This is a genomic window from Paenibacillus riograndensis SBR5, assembly GCF_000981585.1.
In the GTDB taxonomy this organism is placed as follows: domain Bacteria; phylum Bacillota; class Bacilli; order Paenibacillales; family Paenibacillaceae; genus Paenibacillus_AQ; species Paenibacillus_AQ riograndensis.
Window position 1 is genome coordinate 4,939,188 of the sequence record NZ_LN831776.1, and the last position, 23,086, is coordinate 4,962,273.

The 23,086-nt window shown below is 54.6% G+C and carries 18 protein-coding genes; all 18 read right to left on the reverse strand.

Going from position 1 to position 23,086, the window contains the following annotated elements; genetic code table 11:
* Positions 1–225 precede the first annotated feature (225 nt).
* A complete protein-coding gene (locus PRIO_RS20990; protein ID WP_046504538.1) occupies positions 226–5,973 on the reverse strand; it encodes a tail fiber domain-containing protein in 5,748 nt (1,915 codons plus the stop codon).
* Positions 5,974–6,010: 37 nt separating this feature from the next.
* Entirely contained in the window at positions 6,011–6,196 is a 186-nt protein-coding gene (locus PRIO_RS20995; RefSeq protein WP_231869728.1) for a hypothetical protein, read from the reverse strand.
* 15 nt (positions 6,197–6,211) lie between these two features.
* The gene (locus tag PRIO_RS21000) at positions 6,212–9,064 is read right to left on the reverse strand and encodes a tail fiber domain-containing protein (protein ID WP_046504542.1); all 2,853 of its coding nucleotides are present in this window, start codon (positions 9,062–9,064) and stop codon (positions 6,212–6,214) included.
* 27 nt (positions 9,065–9,091) lie between these two features.
* On the reverse strand, positions 9,092–9,841 hold the full coding sequence (locus PRIO_RS21005; protein WP_020433753.1) for a hypothetical protein: 750 nt from the start codon (positions 9,839–9,841) through the stop codon (positions 9,092–9,094).
* Positions 9,838–10,710 (reverse strand): baseplate J/gp47 family protein, encoded by an 873-nt coding sequence (locus tag PRIO_RS21010; protein ID WP_020433754.1) that lies wholly within the window; start codon positions 10,708–10,710, stop codon positions 9,838–9,840. Before PRIO_RS21010 ends, PRIO_RS21005 begins: the two co-directional genes overlap by 4 nt.
* 56 nt (positions 10,711–10,766) lie before the next feature.
* Positions 10,767–14,405 carry a putative baseplate assembly protein gene (locus tag PRIO_RS21015; protein ID WP_046504546.1) on the reverse strand — a complete coding sequence of 1,213 codons (3,639 nt, stop codon included), beginning with the start codon at positions 14,403–14,405 and terminating at the stop codon, positions 10,767–10,769.
* Positions 14,405–14,800, reverse strand: a complete 396-nt coding sequence (locus PRIO_RS21020; protein ID WP_020433756.1) for a GPW/gp25 family protein — start codon at positions 14,798–14,800, stop codon at positions 14,405–14,407. The genes PRIO_RS21015 and PRIO_RS21020 overlap by 1 nt, the downstream gene beginning before the upstream one ends.
* 3 nt (positions 14,801–14,803) lie before the next feature.
* The gene (locus PRIO_RS21025) at positions 14,804–15,199 is read right to left on the reverse strand and encodes a PAAR domain-containing protein (protein WP_020433757.1); all 396 of its coding nucleotides are present in this window, start codon (positions 15,197–15,199) and stop codon (positions 14,804–14,806) included.
* A gap of 15 nt (positions 15,200–15,214) precedes the next feature.
* Positions 15,215–15,937, reverse strand: a complete 723-nt coding sequence (locus tag PRIO_RS21030) for a phage baseplate assembly protein V (RefSeq protein WP_020433758.1) — start codon at positions 15,935–15,937, stop codon at positions 15,215–15,217.
* A complete protein-coding gene (locus tag PRIO_RS21035) occupies positions 15,934–16,977 on the reverse strand; it encodes a phage late control D family protein (protein WP_020433759.1) in 1,044 nt (347 codons plus the stop codon). Before PRIO_RS21035 ends, PRIO_RS21030 begins: the two co-directional genes overlap by 4 nt.
* A 12-nt stretch (positions 16,978–16,989) precedes the next feature.
* Positions 16,990–17,601 (reverse strand): CIS tube protein, encoded by a 612-nt coding sequence (locus PRIO_RS21040; RefSeq protein ID WP_020433760.1) that lies wholly within the window; start codon positions 17,599–17,601, stop codon positions 16,990–16,992.
* Entirely contained in the window at positions 17,601–19,070 is a 1,470-nt protein-coding gene (locus PRIO_RS21045) for a hypothetical protein (RefSeq protein WP_167345649.1), read from the reverse strand. The genes PRIO_RS21040 and PRIO_RS21045 overlap by 1 nt, the downstream gene beginning before the upstream one ends.
* 47 nt (positions 19,071–19,117) lie before the next feature.
* The gene (locus tag PRIO_RS21050; RefSeq protein WP_020433762.1) at positions 19,118–19,594 is read right to left on the reverse strand and encodes a phage tail protein; all 477 of its coding nucleotides are present in this window, start codon (positions 19,592–19,594) and stop codon (positions 19,118–19,120) included.
* A gap of 9 nt (positions 19,595–19,603) precedes the next feature.
* Complete coding sequence (locus PRIO_RS37335) at positions 19,604–19,801, reverse strand: DUF6760 family protein (RefSeq protein ID WP_197545464.1); 198 nt, start codon at positions 19,799–19,801, stop codon at positions 19,604–19,606.
* A complete protein-coding gene (locus PRIO_RS21060) occupies positions 19,786–20,154 on the reverse strand; it encodes a hypothetical protein (protein ID WP_039791015.1) in 369 nt (122 codons plus the stop codon). Before PRIO_RS21060 ends, PRIO_RS37335 begins: the two co-directional genes overlap by 16 nt.
* Positions 20,155–20,296: 142 nt before the next feature.
* Positions 20,297–20,740, reverse strand: a complete 444-nt coding sequence (locus PRIO_RS21065; protein WP_019910188.1) for a phage tail protein — start codon at positions 20,738–20,740, stop codon at positions 20,297–20,299.
* Between the two features lie 23 nt (positions 20,741–20,763).
* Entirely contained in the window at positions 20,764–22,302 is a 1,539-nt protein-coding gene (locus PRIO_RS21070) for a phage tail sheath family protein (RefSeq protein WP_039837788.1), read from the reverse strand.
* A gap of 211 nt (positions 22,303–22,513) precedes the next feature.
* A complete protein-coding gene (locus PRIO_RS21075; protein WP_020433767.1) occupies positions 22,514–23,086 on the reverse strand; it encodes a Pvc16 family protein in 573 nt (190 codons plus the stop codon).

Here is a 23,086-nt window from a genome sequence, read left to right on the forward strand (position 1 = left end):
CATAATTCAAAGGTATTTTTACCTCTCATTTCGCTATTTTACCTACCTGGGCCTAATTCAAAGGTACTTATACCTCTCATTTCGCCATTTTGCCTGCCTGTGCGTAATTCAAAGGTATTTTTCGCTTAGTAGGCTGGGTGCTTATTTAATATAAAAAAACAAAGCAGCCCCACAGCACTATAGCTGATGGAGCTGCTTAATCTGTCTCTTACAAGCGCCTATAGGTTATGCGCCTGCGAGGGCTTTTACCTGAACCTGAAGTTCATTAACCTGCTTCCGCATATCCTGGGCTTCCTTCTGCTGCTTCTGCACAACAGTAGTCAGCACAGCGATGATATCCATCAGAACAACGGACTTGTGATCCGTGGTCGAGAAGATTTGCGGAACGTCCTCGGCGATGAAGCCGATATTCTGTTTCTTGGCATTTTCCGCTTTGTAGTTAAAGGTAACAGGCTTCAGTTTGTTCAGCAGCTCCAGGGCTTTTTTCACCGGAAGGCTGGCGATGTTCTCCTTGAAGGTTCTGGAAGAGGTCTGGGCGAAATTGGTCGCCCGCAGGTTGCCGTTCACATCCAGCTTGTAATCGTCGGTTGGGGTTTTGCCGATCCCTACATTGCTGCTGGAGTCCACGGTCACCGCGCCCGCTACCTGAATCAGCTCATCATAAACGTGATCCTTGCAGACTAAGGTCTGCAAATTGTCTTCGATTCCGGCTTGCCATACATTGTTAGCTGTGTCCCAGGCGATCCGGGCCTTTTTGTCCGTTCCGCGGCCGACTTCAATGCCTTGGCTAACCGCCAGACTGCCGCTGATGACAGCGTCCTTGGCGGTCAGTTTATTGCTAACCGCAGCGTCTTTCGCTGTCAGCGTGGCGGACACTGTTGCATTTGGAACCGTCAATGTTCCACTTAGCGACACATCCTTCACGGTCAGCACTCCGGTTAGTGCTGCGTCCTTTGCTGTCAATGTGCCGCTGACTGCGGCGTCGGCCACCGTCAGCTTCCCGGATACTGCCGCATTGCCGTTCACATCGAGCTTGGCAGCGGGTGTGGCGGTGCCAATCCCGAGATTACCGGAAGCGATCTTCAGCACTGCGCTCAGGTCTGTAAGCTCCTGGTGCGTATGGCCGCTGTAGGCAAGCTGCTTCAGGCTGCCTGCTACGCCAACCTGCCACTCATCCAGCGCTTCGTTCCACAGAATTTGTGCTTTCGGATCGGTTCCCCGCTCCACGGCAATGCCCTGGCTGAGTGTAAGACTGCCGCTGACGGTTGCGTCTTTGGCGGTTAAAGTACCGCTGATGGCTGTGTCAACAACGGTCATTTTACCTGAGACTACCGCATTGCCGTTCACATCCAGCTTGGCGGTTGGCGCTACGGTGCCAATCCCGAGATTCCCGGAGGCTATCTTCAGCACACCGGTCAGAGCCGTCAGCTCCGGATGGGTGTGGCCGCTGTACGAAAGCTGCTTCATACTTCCGGCTACCCCAGCCTGCCAGGCATCTGTGGATTCGTCCCAGAGAAGCTGCGCTTTCGGGTCGGCTCCCCTGTCCACGGCAATGCCCTGGCCGAGGGTAAGGCTGCCGCTGATGGCTGCATCCTTCGCGGTCAATACACCGCTGACCGTTGCATCCTTCGCCGTCAATGCACCGCTGACCGTTGCATCCTTGGCCGTTAATGTCCCGCTGGCAGCGGCGTCTACGGCGGTCAGCTTGCCGGAAACGGCCACATTGCCGTTGACATCCAGCTTGGCGGCCGGCGCTGGGGTGCCGATCCCGACATTTCCGGAAACTACGGTAAATGCGCCGGACAATTCGGCGAACTCCGGATGGGTATGGCCTTTGAACTCAATAGCCTTCAGTGCGTTCGGGACACCGGCCTGCCATTCATCGGCAGTTTCATCCCAGATCAGTTGGGCCGGGAGCGCGGTCCCGCCGCGGAATACCTCCAGTCCCGCATTTTTGACAACCGGCGTTGCTTGGGGTGCATACTTGTTCACTCTAATAATGTTGTCTTCAACTTCCAGGGTAGCTGCATTGATCATCACTGTATCGCCGTTCACAGTCAGATTGCCAGTTACGGTCAGATCCTTGGAGATAACGGCATTAACCGCTGTGAGGGTTCCCGCAACCGCTGTGTCGCCCTGCACATCGAGCTTTGATTTCGGATCATAGGTCCCGATACCGACATTTCCTGCTCCGGTTACGCTGAAAGCCGTGAGCCCCCCCTTAATCTTGACATCCATAAGTGCCAGCGGGGTATTGGTTCCGATCCCTACTCTGCCTTCCGAATCCGCGAACAGGGCAATGGTATCACCAAGCGCGTTGTAGAGCTTGTTCTGGCCGCCTTTGCCCGTGCCGAATTCCGAGAGCGTAACTCCGTCGCCATAGAACCAGGCCTTCTGCACGTTGTTCCAGACGATCCGCGCATTCGGCAGTTCCTTGCCGCTGCTGTCCAGCCCGCGCGGGGCCTCGAAGCCGCCTGCGACAACATTGCCGGCCACGACTGCATTTTTGCTTACCGCAAGATCTGCCGCATGAATCGCCTTGTTAAATGCAGCATCTCCTTCGAATGTCGCTTCGCCATGGGCAGTGACCTTGCCCGAAAACGTTGCTGCTCCGGCGATTTCCGCCTCTGTCCGGAAAACAGCCTTGCCGGCCACATCCAGAACTTCAGTAGGATTATCTGTGCCCACACCCACTTTGCCGCTGCGGGTCAGGCTGAGTACAGTTTTGCCTGCGGTCCCCAGCTTCCAGCGGTCCTTCGCCCATTTGATCTGTGCACTCGTCTCCGTTCCCTGGAGTACTTCAAGACCATCACCAACGGTCACCGTTCCGGCAATAGCTGCACTGGCAGCGGTCACCGCACCAAGGACACTGGCGTTGGCAGCCTTCAGTCCACCGGGTACATTGACATTACCTGATGTATCTACAACCATTGCGGCGGGTTCTGTAGGCGTTGCAAGCTGCCACTCATCCTTAGTCTCGTCCCAGGTAATCTTGGCAGCAGGCTGGTTGGGTCCCCGGTAGATTTCCAATCCGCCGCCCGAAAGTGAAGAGACCTCACCGCCATCCTTATTGATCGTGACCCATGGACTGCCGATGTCCAGCTCGTCCGTAGTGATGCTGGCAGAAGTCCCCCGGACTTCCAGATCTCCGGCCACTGTAAGATTGCTGCCGACGGTCAGATCATGATGGACATCTACATCCCCCTCGGCACTGGCGCTTAGTGCCAGTATATCGGTCTGCGGATTGTAGATCTGACTGTGGGTGTGCAGGGAATCCGCACTCGCCATTTGCGTCAGCTTGTCCCAGGAGCTGCCGCTTGCGATATTTTCCAGAGCGCTGCCTGTGCCAACCTTCCATTTGCGTTCACTCTCGTTCCAGATAATTCTGGCGGCAGGCTGCGATTCCCCCCGGTAGACCTCAATCCCGCTCTCATTCGCGGGCGGCGTCCCGCCTTTGAACTTGTTAATCTCGATCACATTATTGGTAACGACCAGGTCTTCACGCTCAACAGTAGTCGTGGTACCTTTGACAATCAGGTTGCCGTCGACCTTAAGCTGACCTTGCACCGCCAGCCCGCCGCTGATATCCGCACCGTTGTCGACCGTAAGTGTTCCCTGTACCTCCGCGCTGTTCGTAATCTCAATATCGCCCTTGGCAGTTGCCTGGATTACAGTGTTGCCCTTGCTGTCACTTAGAGAATTATGCCGGTGCAGGCCATCCGCATCCGAGCTCACGCCTCCGGTCAGCGCATCCCAATTGCTGCCGTACGCAATATTGGACAGCTCATCTCCCAGCCCCAGCTTCCATCTGCCGTCCGTTTCGCTCCAGACCAGCCTGGCGCTCGGTTTCTGCTTCCCCCGGTAGACGTCAATGCTGCTCTGGTTCAAGATGGAGCCGTTGCTTTCGGATTTGTTCAGCTCAATCCGGTTGCTGGCGACAACCAGATCTACTTTGTCCACATAGGTGGTCTTGCCCTTTACCGTCAGGTTGCCCTCGATGGTAGCAGAGCCGCCCACATTCAGATCAGCCTTGAGCTCAGAATTGCCCTGGCCCTTCAGGGTTCCGCCAATCTCCAGACTCCCGGAAGCAGACACCTTCCCATGTTCATCGGCGGAGAGGATCGTTCCCCCTGACGGTGTGCTGAGCGCACTGTGCTTGTGGGCCGCATCGGCCAGTGAGCCGTTCGTCAGCGAATCCCATTTGGTTCCATACGGAATGTCGGACATGCTGCCTTCGAGTCCGATTTTCCACTTGCGCTCCGCCTCATTCCATTCCATACGGGCTTTTGGATTCTTTATGCCCCGGTATACGTCCAGGCCCCCCTTGCTGCCAAGCACTGCATCATTGTCTGCCTTGTTCACGGTCAGGAAACTGTCCGCCACCTCCTGCTCCACTTTCTTGACGACTACCTCTTCTTCCCTGACAATCAGCTTGTTGACCGTAAGCGTCTCGCCGACCATCAGTTCATGCGGAATATTTACATTTCCGTCAGCACCAATTTCCAGGGCCAGCAGGCTTTTATCCTCATTATGGAATTGTCTGTGGGTATGCAGGGCATCCGCGTTGCCGGTTCCGCCGGTCAGCTCTTCCCACTGCTTCCCGTCCGGGATATCCGTCATGTCTCCGTTTGCCGTGCCGATCTGCCAGGACTTCGCCGTCTCGTTCCAGGCAATCTTGGCATTAGGCAGTGTCTCTCCCCGGAAGACCTCCAGCCCGTCCTGCTTGGACACCAGGCTCCCTGACACGGTCAGTGTCTGGTCGATCTGGATGTTGCCCTGCGCATCGGTGCGGAGAGCCGGCTTCCCGTCCGCCGAATGCAGCTGACTGTGGGAATGCAGGCCATCGGCAAGCGAGCCGCCATGCAGCTGCTCCCACTCTGCTCCATAGGCGACATGGAACATGCCGCTGGCCGCGTCCCCCTCCTTCACATCGGTTCCAATCATCCACCCTTTGCTCTTTTCATCCCACAGCAGCTTGGCGCTGGGCTCGTCCTTGCGGATGACTTCAAAGCCGCTATTGTTCTCCTTACTGGCATTTTTGTTGAGCGTAACCATATTTCCGCCCACCATGACCTGAGGCACATCCAGTACAGCCATGCCTCCGCTGACTTCAATCCCGCTTTTGGCAGAGAAAGATCCGGCTACGGCAACGGAACCCGACATATCCACGTCCCCGGAATCATTAACCTTGAACACCTGTTCACTGCCGGCAGTGACAGCAAGCTCGCCGTTTACATCCAAGGCTCCGTAGGAGCTGATCGCACCGGTTCTCAGATTGCCCGTAAATTCAGTCAAGGCTGCGTGAACATTGAGCTTGTTTCCCTCTTTTCCATCCTCTTTAACGGAGTTGCTCAAAAAGGGCTGGTCCGGATCTTCCTTGGATCCGACAATAATTTTGTCAGCCTTAAGCGTTTCTCCGCCTATGGCTCTGGTTACAAGTTGCGTTCCGTCCACGTCAGTATCATAAATCTGGTCGATGCTAAGCGCTCCGTCCTGATTATGCTTCAGGGTTACACGGCCTAACAGGATGTCCTTGCGCACATCCTTAGGCTTCAGGGAGCTGGCCTTGATATCCGCTTTTTCCCACACATGAATATTTTCCCCGCCCCCCTTGAGCAGGTCGGGGTCTGCCAGCTCTTCCATGTAGCTGACTGAAATATAGATCTGATCCGAGGTGCTGTATCCGGACAGATCCAGCACCCGCTTCGGATGGGTGTCACTGACCAGAATTTCCTGGCTGATCTCTTCATTGTTGTCCGGGTCCGTGATCCGGTTCAGGGCAAACCCCGGATCAATCTCTACTTGGGTCAGCTCTTTTGGATTGACCTTAAGCCCGGTGACGACACCCCAATTATGGAAATAACGGTTATGCAGCCCGCGTGCGCGCTTATGATAATTCTGATCCAGTGTTAAGTCCTCTTCCTTAAGCAGCAGCCCGTTGAAATAATTCATGCGTTTCATATCCTTTGGCACAATCCCACTCCTCCCGGCTTTCATAGTTACAGCTTATTCAGTCTTGAACGGACTCCTCTTCGCCGGCAGACAATTCCTCCAGCACCTGGATGGCCCCGCTGATCCGTGTCATGGCATACCCCAGATTGCTGCGTTTCTCATCCAGCTCCTGCATCATTTGCCGGCCGGATTCGAGTTCTGCCTTCAGTTCATTCATGCGCGCTTCCAGTTGTTCCTTCATCATTTCATCCTCCAATTTTTAGGCACCCTGCAGGGTTGCGATTTGTTTTTGCATTCTGGTTATAGCCTTCTGCTGGTCTTTCACCACACTGGTCAGAACGGCGATGATATCCATCCCGCTGATGGCCCGCTGGTCAGGGTCGGCCAGAACCGCCGGCACCTCTTCAGCGATAAAACCAAGCGTTTTTTCCTTCGTACTTCCTTTGTATTTAAAAGAAACCGGGTTCAGCCCGTCGAGCAGCTGCTTCGCTTCTTTGACGGGAATATCGGCGATGTTGTCCTTCAGCTCGCGTGAGGACCACCAGTACATGCTGCCGTTGGCATAGACACCGCCGCTGGCATGAAGATAAATGCGGTCCCCGGCATCATTGGATACACCGATATCCAGCACGCAGTTTTCCCCGCTGGTCGGGTAGAACTTGATCCAAGCCGAGTCGCCGCTGCCGCCGCCGGGATCGGAAGGGAAGATAATCCCGTTATTGCCGCTGCCCGCACTGGGGATCAGGGCATTTTTCACTTCAAGGCTGCTGTGAACCGAGGCGTACGACCAATCATTGCCGTAATTGAGCACCAGGTGGTTTCCATTATCGACCAGGGCTCTGCCGGGAGCTCCACGGCGTCCGGAATAGCCGATGTAGAAGTCGGCACAGCGTACATACGCCGCAAAATTATCTGCTACATCCAGCTTTTTAAATCTTCCGTCAAAGTTGAACACATCGGTCTTGATGCTTCCTGTGATCTGCAGATCCCCTGCAATGCGGGCGCTTCCGTTCACCTGCAGGAATCCGTTCACATCCAGCTGATCCCAGACCGCAACCTTCCGTTTGCCGTCCGGGGAGGACGAGTTGCCGATCAGCATCAAGGATTTGTAAGTGGTGGTATCATTGCTGATCTCCGCCTGATTATGAGCCTGATCCGGGAATCCCGACCAGGCCGAGGTGAAGCGGATCGGATTCTTGCCGCTCAGGACTCGCAGCTCCCCGGCCACATCCAGCTTATCTGCCGGGGTCAGCGTTCCGACGCCTACATTGCCGGAGGCATTCAGCGAGATGTGGTCATTGGCATCATTAGAGGTGCCGATCTCCAGCGTGCAATCCTCGCCGCTGCGGGGATAATATTTGATCCACGCCAGGTCTGATCCGCCGCCGCCCGGGTTCGCCGGGAAGATGATGCCGTTGTGCTCGCCTTTGCCTGCACTTGGAATGATTTCCTGGGCAGCCTGCATAACACCGTTCACGTACAGAAATCCGTTCACATCGAGGCGGTCCCAGATCGCAACCTTTCTTCCCTGTCCGGCTGACTGGTTGCCTACAATCATCAGTGCTTTGTGATTGGTGATATCATTGCTGATCTCTGCGCCGTTAATCTGATTGTCCGGAAATCCCGACCACACAGAGGTGAAGCGGACAGGATTCCTGCCGCTGAGGATACGCAGGCTGCCGTCGATGTCCAGGGAATCCTCCAGCGCCTTCCGGGGGCCGATTCCGACATAGCCGGCCTTGTTCCAGGAGAGGACCGGCCGGTCGGTCCGGGACCCGTCGCTGTTGGCCGTTCTAGTGCCCAGAACCCCGCCGCTGTTCCCGAATAATACAGGCCCGTCCACTTCAGATGCGGCAAAAGGCTTGCCGGCTCCGAACCAGCCGAGACCATGCGAGCTGTCAATCGTGTCCGGGTTCGTCCCCTTAAGCCAGAAGGTTGTCCCGTCCTTGAGCGCCAGATCCGCATCGCTGAACAGCTTGCCGGAGCTGTTGAAGCCAAACGACGATCCGCCCGATGATGACAGCTTGCTGTGTCTGTGCAGCAGGTCGGCGAACTCATATTTGATCAGGCTGTCCCACTCGTTGCCGTAGGCAATTTTTTTGAGATCGGTGCCAAGTCCGGCCTTGAAGCATTGATCGGCCTCCACCCATACAATCCGGGCATCATGGATGCCTCCGTCGCCCCGGTAGACCTCAAGCCCGCCATCCCGCGGTCCCGGAAACTCATAATCCGGATCATCCGTGTTGGGACTGTTGACCTCTACGAAGCTGTTCATAATCCGCATTTCACTTTGCGATTTATCCTTGCTCTGCAGAATAAGCTCACCCTGGAGCGTTAAATCTCCGGCGATGTTAAGCGCCCCGGTAAAACGCGTCTCCGGTGCGCTGACCTCCAGCACCTTTCCTTCCTGGAGCGTATATACCGCAGGCATGCCAGCCAGCGTCGCTTCATTCAGCTCCATATTGTCGATGCTGTCTTCGCTCTTTGCTTTGATAATCAGCTTCTCTGTAACCATCTTTTTGCCCGCTGCACCTGCGTAGGTCCGGAGCGGCGTACGGGCAACGTCACTGTCGTAGTCGAAAATACATGCGCTGTCGATAACGATTCCATTGCTTTCCTTGCGCGGGACAATCCGGGCCAGAACGATATGCTCAGAGCTGTCAGGCTTCTTGGTACCGTGGCTGATCCGCCCCCGCTCCCAGATGTGAATCTTCTCTCCCTGGCCCCGCTCAATATTGCGGTCAGTCTCCATCTCTTCATAACTGACCCAAATATAGATGGTCTCGTTGGCGTTATATTCGGACAGATCCACCGGATTGTCAGGATGTCCCTCATAGATGAGGATTTCCTGGCTGATGCTCTCTTTCTTCTTCGTCGCAGCATCTTCAATCACTACCTGATTCAAAGCCAGCCCTTCGGCTACCTTTACCTTCATGTATTCACCCGGATCCAGCACAGGGAGCACCTTCAGCCCGCAGACAATGCCCCAGGTATGCAGGTAACGGTTATGCAGCCGCTGCAAACGCAGGTAGAAATTCTGGTCCAGCTTGTAATCCTCCGCATTCAGGAAGAGCCCGTCAAAGTAACGCATTCTTGCAAATTCTTTTCCCATGATTTACTTGCCTCCGTTCTCTATCTTCTAATTCTCTGTCATACCCCCGAGCAAGGTCTCCATTCCAACACGCCCGTACACCCCCAGGCACATTTTCGGAACTTCAATATTCAAGCTGGAATTGGTGTAAAAAGGTTTTTCCTTACGGATCACCTCTTGCAGAATTTGCACTTTGTTCTGCAGGATGCTCCGGCTGTACGCGGGAAGGATGACATGAACGGAGAAATAGCTCGGCTCCGCCGCCCCCACCATGGTATTGATTCCTACACGCTGCCCGATGCCGCAGCGGACAGGCTCTTCGTAATCATTGATCTGAATGGCGGCCTCTTCCCCTGCATAGACCTGCAAATATTCCGCCAGCCCGTCCAGCGTTCCGCGTTTTTTGTAGAGCCGGACAATGCTGCTGATCAGATTGCGGTTGACGGTGCTGCGGGCCGCAGGAAGCGGGAGAATCTGCATAGGGGCAAGCGCACGGTCCCGGTTATCCTGTTCCCCGTCATATTCGAGGCCTTCTTCCAGCTCCAGGCCTACCCAGCCTGCGAGCCAGGGCAGAAACTGGGAGGGGGCCCTGCCGGGATCAAAATACTGATGCAGTCCATCCAGCAGTGCTTCAATCCCGACCGACTCTTCCCCGGCCGCTCCTGTTTTACCGGAGAGCATGGCTTCAAAGGCCTTCAGGAACCGGCCCAGAAAAAATTGTTCGTCCGATTCCCCTGCTTTCTGCTGAAATACTCTGGGAAGGTACTGCACATAGCTATAATCGTTCTGGCTGCTCACGATTCCACCTCAACTTTCAGGTCCTTCAGTTTAAATAACTGGAACGGCAGCAGGTCGGGGGAATCCAGCGCCACACTCGTAACATGATCGATCCCGGATATGCCTTCTACGAGATGGTACAGATCAGAGGCATACAGCTTTCTGCCCGGAAGCCAGCCCAGGCCTTCCTCTCCCCCGCTTACCGGATCTAGGAAACGTGTAATACTGTCGATAACCGTGCTGCCGATACTTTTGTCCTTGGCGGACACTGTCATCTCGATCACAATATCCCGGTAATCGGGCTCGACCACATGGACACGCGTGGTCAGCAGCTTGCGGGCGTCCAGATAAGCTTTGACGCTCTGCTTGATCTGTGTCATTTCTCGCAGCAGATCCTTCTGATTATCCGTCTGGAGAATCAATACCACAGAGACATGCCCGAAAGCTTCTTTGTTCACTCCGGTGCCGTTCTCCATATCTGTATTGATCAGACAGAGAGTGCGCACCGCAAGATCGGGATAGGTGTCCAGAATGCCCGGAATATCCAGCAGGCTCTGCTTGGCCAACAGCTGAAAATCCGCTGCCGTTACGGCTCTGTAGCACTCCGAAAACTGCTTCACCCCGCGCCGTATCCCGCTTGTCAGCTCCTCCCCTTCTGCCAGGGCAACACCCAGCAGCTTGAGAAACTGCAGTTGGCTCTCTTCCGTCACCTGGTCAATCCGGTAGAGAACCATTTCGCTGAACCATGCAAACAGCTCAATCAGTGTGATGCCGGGGTCGGAGGGATTATAATTCGTCCAATCCGGATCGTAGAGCGGGATCAGCGTTTTGGCATCCGCCACTAGCTCATCAAAGCCAAGATCGTCCAGGTTGGGTACTGGAAGCGGCATGGGTTCTTCCTCCTTTGTTGTATAAGCTTTAAGCTCAACCTATACAGGTCATTTTCTTATGGCTGCTCCTCCGGAAAACAATAGCGGCACCGTGCCGCTGTCCCTGGCGCCTCCTTAAGGCCGGTCAGAAACTTCCGCTCCTCCTTAAGGATGGCTCCAAGCCTGCAGTCTTCCGTGGTTCCGGTCAAATCATGCAGCAGGCCTGTGTTCTTATCCAGAAGATACGGGAAGATGTGCTCTTCCGGTTTGTTGATCAGATGCGTCCCGCCATAGATCAGCTCATCCTCTTCAAGGAAAATGTTATCAGAGTGGATGCTGCGAATCTTGAGGGGGGTGGTGTTGACATACTCATCAGTCTTGCTTAAGAAGACAATATCCTTCGGCTCAAAGACGGCGATTTTCACAAAAAACGATTCAGCACCTGAAGCCAGCCCGTTAAGTATATAGGTGCGGACTGTTAAGTCATCGGTGATGTCGAATTCAAGGTCGCTGCCTTCAGGATAGCTGTGCTCCAGCGGTTGCCCGTCCAGAGTCTGACATTCCAGGATGTCCCCGTCGATCGATACGACGATCAGCTCAACCGGCTCATAAGTTCTGTAGCGGAGCCTGATCTTTCCATTCTCCTTGAACCCCTTAAGCACCAGCGATTTCACTTCGCTTCCGGCCTCTACCCGCTCGGCAAGCGCAAATTGAATAGAGTTGTCGTCAGAACGGACCGCACTGTACTTCGGGTAAGCAGCCAGAGGTTTATAAGGCCCGTTCTCCAGGGGTTCAAGACTTGCCGTAAAGCACTGCACCGAAGCCTTGATGGCAATGCCGGATACATAGTCCACACCCGGTGTATTTTTGATCACAGCATAGACCTCGGAAACATACAGGTTCTGTCCCAGCTCCCAGCCCGCAGCCCTGTCTCCGCCATAGAGGGGATGAAAAAACTGCTTCAGGTTGTCAATAATCCGTCCCTCCTCCACCTTCCGCTGTTCTACGGAGGTAAATGCTACAGCGGCCTCCACTCCGATCCGCACGTAATCCGGGCCAATCACTTCAATTCCCGGGTCGCTCGTGTCCAATGCCGCAGAGGTCCGTTCGCACAGATAGGCTTCAATTTCACTGAGCAATTCCTGGCTGGGGACCGGCTTTGGCTCATCCGTTTCCGGCACCACAATGATTGTGGCTGTGCCCGGAACGAATTCCAGATCACGGTTCATGGCGCTAAGGCATTTCACCTTGGCAATCTGGGGCATCGCCTCACGCACCAGCCATTCTATGTCCTCGGCGGTAACGCCTCTGTCCCAGCTTTTCAGCGTATGCGGCCCGCGGATTTGAGCCTGCTCCGCCGCCTCCTGGTCAAAGCCGCCGTCCGCCGCCACCGGATTAGTCACCGAATCCAGCCAGCTGAAGCTGTCCCATATCTTGGTGACCGCTCCTGCGGCAACATTGCCGGCTGCTCCGCCGCCATACTTATAGTCGCACTCAATGTTGTCGGTTCCGGTCGGCGGGATCATGCCGTTTCTTCCGTCCCCGAAGATGATCGTCCCGCTGCTTCTGTCCAGCATATAGTGCCTTCCGTCCGAGGCAGACAAGGAAAAAGTGTCAACTTCCTCCCACGGCACCCACTCGCCTTGCCCCGGCGCCTCCCGGACCCGAAGTCGCTGTCCGGGCAGCACAGGCGTCTTGGATAACTGGAAGCTCTGGTTCTCTTCGCCGTTGCTGGAGCCGGGGATCTCACCGGCAACCGAATTGGAGTTGCGGGCCCATACCGCATTCGCAAAGATAGCATCGACCTGGGGAAAGATCTCAAAACGTCCCTCATCCAGCCGGGCGCGGATCCAATACTGCTCTGTTCCGAACAGCGGGCGTTTAGCGATATCCGTTGGAACGGCAAACTGCAGAATCTCCCTCCGGGTGAAGCCCCTGATCTCGTCATTTACACTTAGCGTCAGCCATCTTCTGCCGTCCCAATACTCCCAAGCCACAACCGGACGCCTCAGCTGTTCCCCGTTTAACGGAAAAAAGAGCGATACCGGCAGGTTGCTGATGTCACGGTCAAAGCCCAGATAGAACGTAGGCTCAAGCTCTGCACAAGGGTAAAAGGGTTTGAAATATTCCCCTTCCGCCAGGCAGGCAGCCGTTTTGTCCGCAAAGCTGAAATTGTTCTCCGTGAGCACCGTTTGCGGGTGCCCCTCCAGCGTATGGCTGTAAGCAATGCTGAGCCTGCGGATGGAAGGGGGAGCATAGGTTGCTTGTGTAACCTTCAGCTGGGCTACCTTGATGCTTCCCTCCCCAAGCTTGACCTCTTCATCCTGGTATTCATATTTCGCTTCCTCACCATAATTCCCGCCGGTGATGCGGGCACGGATCCAGTAGCGCTCTTCCCCGTTCAGCGTCAGCGGCTTGATCCCCGGACACTGGAAGCTGAGCATTCCACTTCCGGTAAGGCAGGCGCTGCTGCGCGTACTGCCGCCTGCAGCCGCAGCTTCTCCGTCCAGCGTCTCTTCCAGGCTGCCGATACCGAGCCATTCCTTGCCGTTCCAGTACTCCCAGCCGAGTCTCACATAAGGGGTATCCGGCAGCTTGCTGATTTCCGGATCAGACAGCTCAATCTTCAGCGTTATCCGGGAGCCCGGTTTGGAGAAGGCCTCGCTGCACGCGATATAGAAGGTGTCGTTCACTTTGGGCTTGTCTCCAAAAGGATAATAATCTTTGCCCATATCCAGCGAAGTGCCGTTGTTGACCGCCATATCCGGCATCAGCGGCACCGGGCTCACCAGCTTTAGCTCCAAGCGGATATCTTCGATATCCGGCATCAGATCAGCGGCGGTTATGGGTGTCTTCAGCTCGGCAAATATCCACTTATTGGACCATTCCCGCAAACGCTCCGCTTGCTCGTAACCGGCAATTGTCTTCGCATGAACCCCGGACAGGTGATCAAACTGAACCACCGCCCTCCAGGCAGAATCCTCCTTAATCCCGGTCATTGACGGCGACAGCTGTACGGTATTCCCCTCTTCATCGAAGCAGAACCAGTCCATATCGGGCAGACTCCCGGCCCCTCCTGGCGCATCCGCAGCCAGAGCCAGGGCTGCTTCCGGCTTGTTGAAGTAAACCGACAAGCGGCTGCCCGCTTCTTCGAACCCGAGAAGCTCCGAATGGCCCAGGTACAGCCTGTGGACCACCGTCGAATCGCCTTTGAACAACTTGGCCCTTTGTCCGGAAGGCTCCTCAGCAAAAAGATAATCCTGATTGCTCCACTGGTCTTCTTCGGGATCAAGGCTTACGGCCCTGACCAGCCGGGGCTGGATGACCGTCAAATCCTTTTCGGTTTCAAAAATCACCTCTGCCTGATTCTCGGGCTGGGCGGATACCCGCGTCCCTGCCGGAATCGTGCTGCTGGTGTCCGCATCAGGCTTCTGCTTAAAGAGCAGCGGTACTTTGGCTGATCTGGGCGGAGTCGGATGAATACCGATCAGATTCAGAAAGGATATGAAATTTTTCTCGGGCGCCTGGTTCAGCCGGCCGATGACTTTGCCCATCATTTGGGTAAAAATATGGACCAGCGCATCCACCTTCTTGTCTGCTTCCAGCTCCGTCAGATCCGTCCATTCCCTGCTGCAGTATTGGTAGATTAAGCGTCTTAGCTCCGGAACCAGCTGTTCCTGATTCCGCTTGTCAATGGTAGGCACTTTGTTTGGCATTATTTCCCCACGCTTTCAAGGAAGAATGGATAGACCAGATTATATTTGCTGTTGCTGGCCCTGATTGAATAGTCAATGGACACCTCCAGCTGAGACTGGTCGGAGCGCGGCGTGACGGTAATATCGTCCACTTCGATCCGCGGCTCCCAGTTCTGCAGCGCTTCTTCAATAAAGCTTCTCAGCAGCGTAGCGGTGCTCATCGTATTAGGCGCGAACACCAGCTCGTTCAGCCTGCAGCCGAAATCCGGGCGCATGACCCGTTCGCCGCGGGCGGTTGAAAGAATCAGAAGGATAGATTCGCGGATGGAATCTTCTCCATCTGAAGAATTGATGCTCCCTCTTTGGACAGCGAAGGGATATTTCCAGCCCCGTCCCAAAAAATCTACAACTTCCATAATTCAGCCTCCTATTAAGACCGTTCCTGCCGCAACCACCTTGCCTACCGGCAGATCGGCCGGATCATTGCATGTCAGCGCCGGATCGCTGTGTCTGGCGGCCATTTTTCCGTTGATTTTTACGCTAGCGCTTCCGGCGATGATTTTCCCCTGATTGGTTGGAGGCTTTTGAAAAGGGCCTCCCTGCGGAACATGTGCCGGTGTATTCGTGGCCGTGGAATCCACTGTAGCTGCCGGCTGCCCCATAATCTTGACATTTGCGCTAAGCGCGCCGTCCAGAATGCCCGTAAAAGGATGGGGCAACGGCGTCGGAACGGGCGCCGGACCGGCAGGAAGCATCACGATATGCGTATCGGTAGCCAGAATGCGGTCGCCCTTTTTCGCGGCAGGCTGTCCCATGTATGAAGCTCCTCTCTAATTAATATTGACCGTAGCCCCTTTGATCGTCATGCTGGCCGCTGCTTTGACCTCCATCCCCGCCGACGCTTCAATCCTGGTGTCCGCCGATGATTTCATTTCAATCGTTTTCGCGGAGAGAGACAGCTTCCCGCCGGGGGCGGATATTTCGATGTCCTGTCCGGACAGGACCGACAGCTTATTCGCTTTGGAATCGATGACGATTTTGTTCTTCCCCGATTTATCCATGATCTGGATTTGCTCGGCGCCGCTTTTGTCATCCAGCCGGATTACATGACCTTTGGCGGAAGTAAGCGTAATGTTCTCTTTCCCCTCGGTATCGGCAAACTGCAGAATGTGTCCGCTGCGGGATTTGAACATACGGATATTGTTTTTGCCGTCTTTGTTGGTTTCCGGCGGTGTATCCTTTCCGTTCCACAAGGACCCGATCACATAGGGGCGGTTGACATCTCCATTCTCAAAAACCACCAGCACCTCATCATCCACCTCAGGCAGGCAAAAAGCCCCCCGCTCCTTCCCGGCCATCCATGAAGCCATCCGGGCCCAGTTGGATTCCGGCATGCCCATCAGCGGGATCTTTACCTTTACCCGGCCGGGTCCGGGTTTATCCGCATGGTTCGCGGAGTCATTGTTAATGACAATTCCCACCATCACTCCGAAGATGCGTCCCTCGTTAATCATGCTGTCGGCAAAATTGGTAATTCCAGGTCCCTCATTCATAGGCCAGTCCTCTTTACCCTAAAAGTCGTTGTATAACCCTTGCTGTCAATCTTGTGAACCGTGGATACAATATAATAGATGCCGCTGAAGCGCTCGCCCAGGCCGAGCAGCTTCACCGTTTGGCCTGCCCGGAGCTGCGGATTTCCCCAGCACATGCCCTCACCGGCGATGAAGTCGCGCAGGCGGCTGTTGTAGGCGGCGGAAGCCAATGTTTTGGCCTCGCTCATATCGAGCAGATGCTCCGCCATGATGGCGACCGGCGATTCCTCAATAGCTTTGGCGCTTAAAGAAAAGCCGGATTCTGTCCCGCCCATCTTGGTCGTCTCGTCTCCGGTCTTCGCTTCGGCTTCCAGCTCCTTCTTCTCCTTCACGTCCCAGCCCTTTACCTTCACCTTGCTCCCCCGGGTAAGCGCCCGCAGCTCCAGATTCAGCCGTTCAAAATCCTTCTTGAAGCTCAGCTCCGGCAGACCGGGGGCTTTCACCGACCTTGACTTGACGAAATACAGCTTCTTGTCATCCGCATAGAGCTCATAATCGAGCATGGCCGCCCGTTCCACCAGAAACTCGTAATTGCTCTGATTATTCTGGAATATGTAGGGATACACGGTTCCAGTATCGTCTACCACAGGGGTCAGTCCATGCTCTTTGGCGATCTCCGAAGCGATGTCGCTGTCCTTTTTCTTCAGAAAAGCTTTGCTTCTCGTCCCCATGCGAAGCCTGTGCAGCAGGTCGTACCCGCGAATGTCCAGCACGGAATGCTCCCCAAAATTCAGATCAAGCGCGGTAATCTCCCCGCTGATCATCGGCTGGAGCTTGTCGAGTCCAAGTGAAAGCTTCACCTTGTCTCCCGGCTTGATGCTCTTGAGATCGGTTCCCCGCCACATGCCGCTCCCGGAATTGACCATATTCATCTGAATGGAAAATAAAGCCGGCAGATTAATCTCATCTTCCAGCGTAACTCCCTCCACCGCCGCAGCCAGTTCTGCGGACAGCTTGCTTCCATTCAGCTCAATCTTATAATTCGCTACACTGGTGCCCATGCAATCCCCGCCTTAATCCGGGATGACCAAGGTCCTCCCGATATCGTTTTTTCCAGGAAAGCCGATTGGATTGACAATCTTGTTCAGCTCGGCAATCCTGCGCCACGCCAGCGGCTCCTTCAGCGCTTCATTGGCGATCAGATCCAGCCGGTCCCCGCTTTTGACCACCCACAGCTTCCGGCAGGCATTCAGACCCCGGTTGTCTTCGACGGTTTTGTCCGACTCTTCTGTGATAAAGGTAACATCGAGCAGAGAGCGGACCGGTGTGCCGTTCTCCATGAACATCGTGAACTTCTGCTCGATCTTGCTGAGAAGGCCGCGGTAGGTGAACCCGCCCCAGACAAACAGGCACACCGGCGGCTTTTTCGTATTTTTCCCGCTTACTTTGGGGTCAAGCAGCGAGGTTAGCAGCTTGGTTTTCTTGCGCACATCCGTGCGCTTCTCATAAGTGTCATAGAATAAAGAAACCTTGAGTTCAGGGGTTTCCGTGATTTGAAATTGCTTGTTGTTCTTCTCCCCGGTATACTTCCCTTCGAAGGAAACGGTGTACTCATTGGGGTTGAACATCACCTCAATGGCTCCAACGGGCATATCCAGAGGAATAATCTTCGCTTTCTCCGCCATTATCTAAGCCCCCTCCGATCCTTGCGGATCGCCATTTTCTTTTCGAGCACCTGATAGACCCGTTCAGCCAGCTGATTCAGCTCCGCAGTATCCATTTTTGCAGCAGGGGCCGCTGCCTTGGGGAAAGACTGGGAAGTAGGCGGGGCAGCCCGTTCCTGAGGAACCGGCTCCGGCCACTGCTGAACCGGCTCCGGCCGGGCAGCCTTGGGTGCTGCAGGTTTCCGCAGAATAAGGCTGCTGTATCTGCCTGCGGGCTGAAGGTATTCTTCTTGCTCAGGCCCGGCTGTGATGAGCCTGCCTCCGGGACCTCTTCCCTTCAGAGCCAAAGGCACCGCTTGCCCCTTGGCTGTGTGGATCAAGCCATTCTGTGGTGCAACTGAAAGTAAGCCCCCTATATGCGCTGGCCGCACAGCGCTGCTTAACCGGGCGGAAGAATGCCGCTGAACCATTGACCGGGGTTCTGACGGAACCGCAAGAAGCTGAAGGGGTAAGACGTCCGGCTGCTGCAGCCCGTCATGCACTGCCGCAGGTCCAGCGGGCAGCGGGTTCAGACGCTCAGACCGGCCCTCCAGCTTGTCCAGCGCAGCCGCCAGTCTCTGTCCTAAGCCCAGGTGAAGATTGGGGCTTACCAAGGACCGGGGGCCTGGACTTGGCCTGACGGATGGAGTGCTATGCTGTGCTTCCACCGTTGTCCCGGCTGAGCCTGAGCCTGCCCCAGGATGGCTCAGCGCCATTCTTGGCGGCTCAGCCTGGTCATGCCGGACCGCCGCTGGTTCAAGCTTCTGCCTCAAAGGCTGCTCGTTGTTTACAGTGTCAACGCTTTGATGCAGGATATAGGTCCGCAGCGTCTGCAGCTGACCATGAGCTGCGGGCAAATGCTGAGGTCCCCTGCCCGCAAGGGATTGCCCCTGCCGGGAGTCTCCGGAATAAGGCTCAAGTCTGCTTCCAATGCGCCGCCCTGCCAGATCCGTTCCGGCCGGAGCCGCTGCCGGCATTGGCAGAAGGTAAGACAACGGCGTGCCATCTGTCCGCTCCTGATTCCTCATGGCAACCTGAACGGTTACGGGCTCCACTGCACTTCCGGCAGGATCAAGAGTGCGATATCCCCTTGTTACAGGGCGTTCCGCGTGTTGCTGCTTCCACACTCTCTCCTGTAATCCATGGATGAGGTTCTGGTGTCCCGGAGAAGAGGCCGGACTGCCGATTCCCGCTCCACCGCTGCCTTGAGTGGTGTACAGCACTCGGTTTACTGTCCCCGGACCCGTCATAACCTGCGTTATGGGAGGATAAATGGAATGATGAATATGCATTTCCTTAACAGGATGAATGTTATTAATAACCGTCTCAGCAGGCTTGACTGCTTCCGGCTCCGCGAACAGCAAAGGATATTGCCGCAGGATCAGGCTCTGAAACCGGCTCCGCCATCGGGTTATGCCGTACTTCCCCAGAATGGCCTGGATGAAATCCATTTGCTTGTGGTTAGCAGGGGAAGCCGTTCTCCGAATGCTCCGGATCATTACCGGTACCTGTACAGCCCGTTATGGGTCAGAACCAGACTCTCCACCGCCACCGCACTGCTGCTGGCACTGAATGCCGGTCCTTCCCACTTGATGGGACAAGCCTCGATAAAGTTCCACCACACCTTTGGCGTGCCGGAATGATCCAGCAGACAGATGGACCCGCTGCGCCGTTTGACCACTCCATTAACCACATTTTGATACCAGTTCCACAGATATTCGTCGTTGGTAACCCCGTTTTTCAGCGTCAGATCTGAGTATTTGGTCTGTCCGAGGAAAACAAATTCCTTATGATTCTCACCGCCGAATGTTTTGCGTTCCACCTGGGTCTCAATACTAAGGCCGGAAACCTCGGAGAACCCGGCGACGGAGATCCCGTCGATCTCCACAATGAAGTTAAAGGCAAGATAGGGATCTTCCCTGTAACCGGGCACCCAATTGCTTTTCGCGCCGATATTTAAAATATTTGCCTTCATGTTATCCTCCTAAGCCTCAAAGAAGTTCTTCTTCTCTTCCCCGCCACCCAGCTTTTGGTTGATTTTGCTGACTTCACTGCACCAGCGGTTCCGTTCAGGATGCTCCAGGTTCAGCACAGCCGCATAGTCCCAATGCAGATAGTAGGTTAGAAAGGCTACCTCCTCGTAGAGGCGGTCAAGGGGGTAGCCGACTATTCCCCCGGCGATTCCAGTTCAAGCTCAAACGGCTGCTCGCATTTGGGGCATTTTGTATGAACCGTATTGGAGCCGTTCTGGTTAATCCGGTTATACATATCCTGCAAATAAGCAAAATCCGAAGTGTACAGCTCTTCAATTACTCTCGGCGTGATCATGCTGAGCCCGCCCAGGCTGGTTACCACTCTGGAGAGCAGAATCACCGTCAGATAAGCCGGGTTCTGCTGGACCCGGGAATCCCGGAGCGGTGTAATTTCATCCGCAGCAGTTGCCAGACGCATGGTGCCCTGCTTATGCAGCGTGCCTGCTTCATCCACATATCCTTTAGGCAGCGTAAAGCTGAATTCCGTTTGCAAAAGTTCCATGATCTCCCTCGCTTCTTCTTCTGAAAAATTCCCGTGCCTATGCTTCCGTCCGGCATTCCCGCCGGTGAATTTGATCCCCATACCGTCCATTTCATGTTTTGGCGTATTGCATCAAATTCTAAGCGAGAATGAGGAAAGGAAACTATTTCACTCTGCGCACACCTTCATGCACCAGTTCCATCGATTCTACGGAGACTTCATTTCCCTTGGCACTTAATGCGCTGACATCATATTTGATCGGCCAGGCTTCGAGGATATCCCACTGCGCTTTGTCATTGCCTTCTTCATCCACCAGGATGATCGACAAGCTCTTGCGGTTCTTCAGTGCCCCTTTGTCTTCAATCGACTTGCGCCAGTTGTAGAGCTCCAGGGAGTCGGTAAGGCCTTTTTTCAAGGTGATGTTCCCGAATTTGGTCAGTCCCGATAGCTTGCGTGCATGCGGAGCATCTATGCCCTCGCGGTAATCCACAGCTTCTGTAGAGGTATCCGGAATTGTCGCGTCAGCAAATGCTGCGGTTTGAATGCCGTCAATCACAACGCGGAAGCGGTAATTGCGGTAGGGGTCCAATCTTTTGCCGGTTGCCATAGAATAAATCTCCTCTCAATCTCTTATTTGGATAGGGTTTTTTGGCTGACCCGAATGACTACAAATTCCGCAGGCTTGACCGGTGCCACGCCGACTTCAATAATCAGCTGGCCGACATCCCGCACAGAAGGCGGATTGTTCTCCTCGTCCACTTTGACGAAAAAGGCTTCTTCCTGCGTAGTCCCGTATAAGGCTCCGTCTCTCCAGACCCGGGTCAGGAAAGCTGTCAGATTGCGCTTCACCTTGCCCCACAGGCTGGGATCATTCGGTTCAAAAACAACCCATTGGCTGCCCTCATCCAGCGATTCCTCAATATACATCAGCAGACGCCGGACGTTGACGTAATTCCATTCGGAATCGGAGGACAGGGTTCTGGCCCCCCATACGCAAATGCCTTCCGGCAGGGAGCGGATCACGTTGATGCCGTCCGGATTGAGCAGCTCCTGCTCCGCTTTGGTGATGATCTTCTCAATGCCAACCACGGAATCAAGATAGCCGTCCGTTGTGCCTGCGGGTGCTTTGTGGACACCGCGCACGGAATCGACATAAGCATAAGTACCGGCAATTGCACCTGACGGCGGCACGAGCTTTTGCTTGCCTGTGAGCGGATCGTTAATGTAGACCCATGGATAGTACAGGGCACCGTAAGAGGTGTTGAACGAATTGCCGGAATAGTTGCCTGCACCTTCCTTGAAATCCTTGACTTCCAGCGGACTCAGTCCGTGCGGAGGGTCAACAATGAAGATGCAGTCTTTTCTCAGCTTGCAGTAATTGAGCATGTCCAGGATCGTGCCCCGGCTGTAAGCCATATCCGCAAGGTCCGGAGCAGCCACAATGTTGATGCCGTCAATGGTGTCAAAAGCGTGGATACCTGCCCGGCTGGCTGAATCCCCCAGGAAATCGATCGGAGACATTCCGTTCACGCCGCCGCTGAGCGACAGGGCTGTTTCGTTGAAGGCCGGTGTTTTTTCCATATTTTCCAGAATGGTCAGATCGACCAGCGGCTTCACACTGACAAAAGCGGAAACCTGATTGACCTTCTCCTCAAAATTGATCAGCAGCATGTTATCGAAGACCTCAACGATTTTGCCGTCTTCATCTTCCCCGGTGTATTCATCGTTGAAGCTGCTGTCCAGCAAATACTGGACAACCATTTTGAAGCCAAACTGCTGCTTGTTGGAGGACTGGCTGATCTTCACCGAAATCCGGTTGCCCCATTTTCCTTCCGAGCGTGCAACCACCTTGAACAGATCCAGGTTATCCGTATCTTTGATGGTTAGAGATGCAGGCTGAATATCCTTAGAAGCCGCTCTTACCACGTAGCAGGAGGTGCCTCCTTCCGCAAAAAAGTTATACACGGCATAAGCCAGATAGCCATTCGGGATAAATTGGCCGAATTCATTGACGAATTGGCTCCAATTCGTGATTAGCACCGCTTTGCCGATCACACCTTTTTCTGCGATCCCTACAAACGCCCCTACAGATGTGCCTACGCCGGCAATCGGCTTGACACCGCTTGAGACTTCCTCTACATACACGCCTGGCGATAAATAATTTGCCATCTCATACCCTCCTAAAAGTTTTGTTCGCATATGCTGCGTTGAGATTGCTTCGGCAAAACTCGCTTCGCAAGCATATGCTTAAGTTTTGTTCGCATATGCTTCTTTGGCAGCATCTGCTGAATTTTGCGGAAAATCCGCTTTTTTTGGATGCCTTGCAGCGGGTTCCCTCCATGAATCACTCCTTTCAAAGAAGAAACCTGGGCCTGTCTATTTAAATGGGGTGAATGCCCAGATCCTTTACCTGTACCCGTGGAATGATGATCTTCTTATCCGCAGGCAGCCTTACCGGTGATACCAGATAGGACAGGCTCACCTTGGCCGGCTTCCCGGGAAAAACCTCCCATAGCTGCTTAATATCCTGAATGGTCAGGTTGTTATAGGAGATCCGGATCTTCTCATTGCCGCATTCGGCAAGATTGCCTCTCAGGTCGGAGCCGCTAAGCACCGGGTGCTCATGGAACAGCTGAAAGATTCTGCCCAGTATAAGCTGCTCGGTTTCTCTGTCCTTGGCATACGGGGTGAGCAGATAATATAAATCCAGATAAGCCGGCGGATACAAGAACTCGTTCGTGCCGCCGATCTCTTCCTTCTCACTGTTGCGCATGCTCGGGCTGTGGCTCAAATAATACAGGCACATCGAGAGCTTCATCGTCGAACTGTCAATGTCGCTTGGAGAGCCGAAGCTGATGAAGCTGTCATCGTTCAGTTCAGGTACATTCGCCTTCAGCAGTGCCTTCAGGCTGGTGCTGACATCTCTTATTACCGTACCGGTATCCACGGCCAT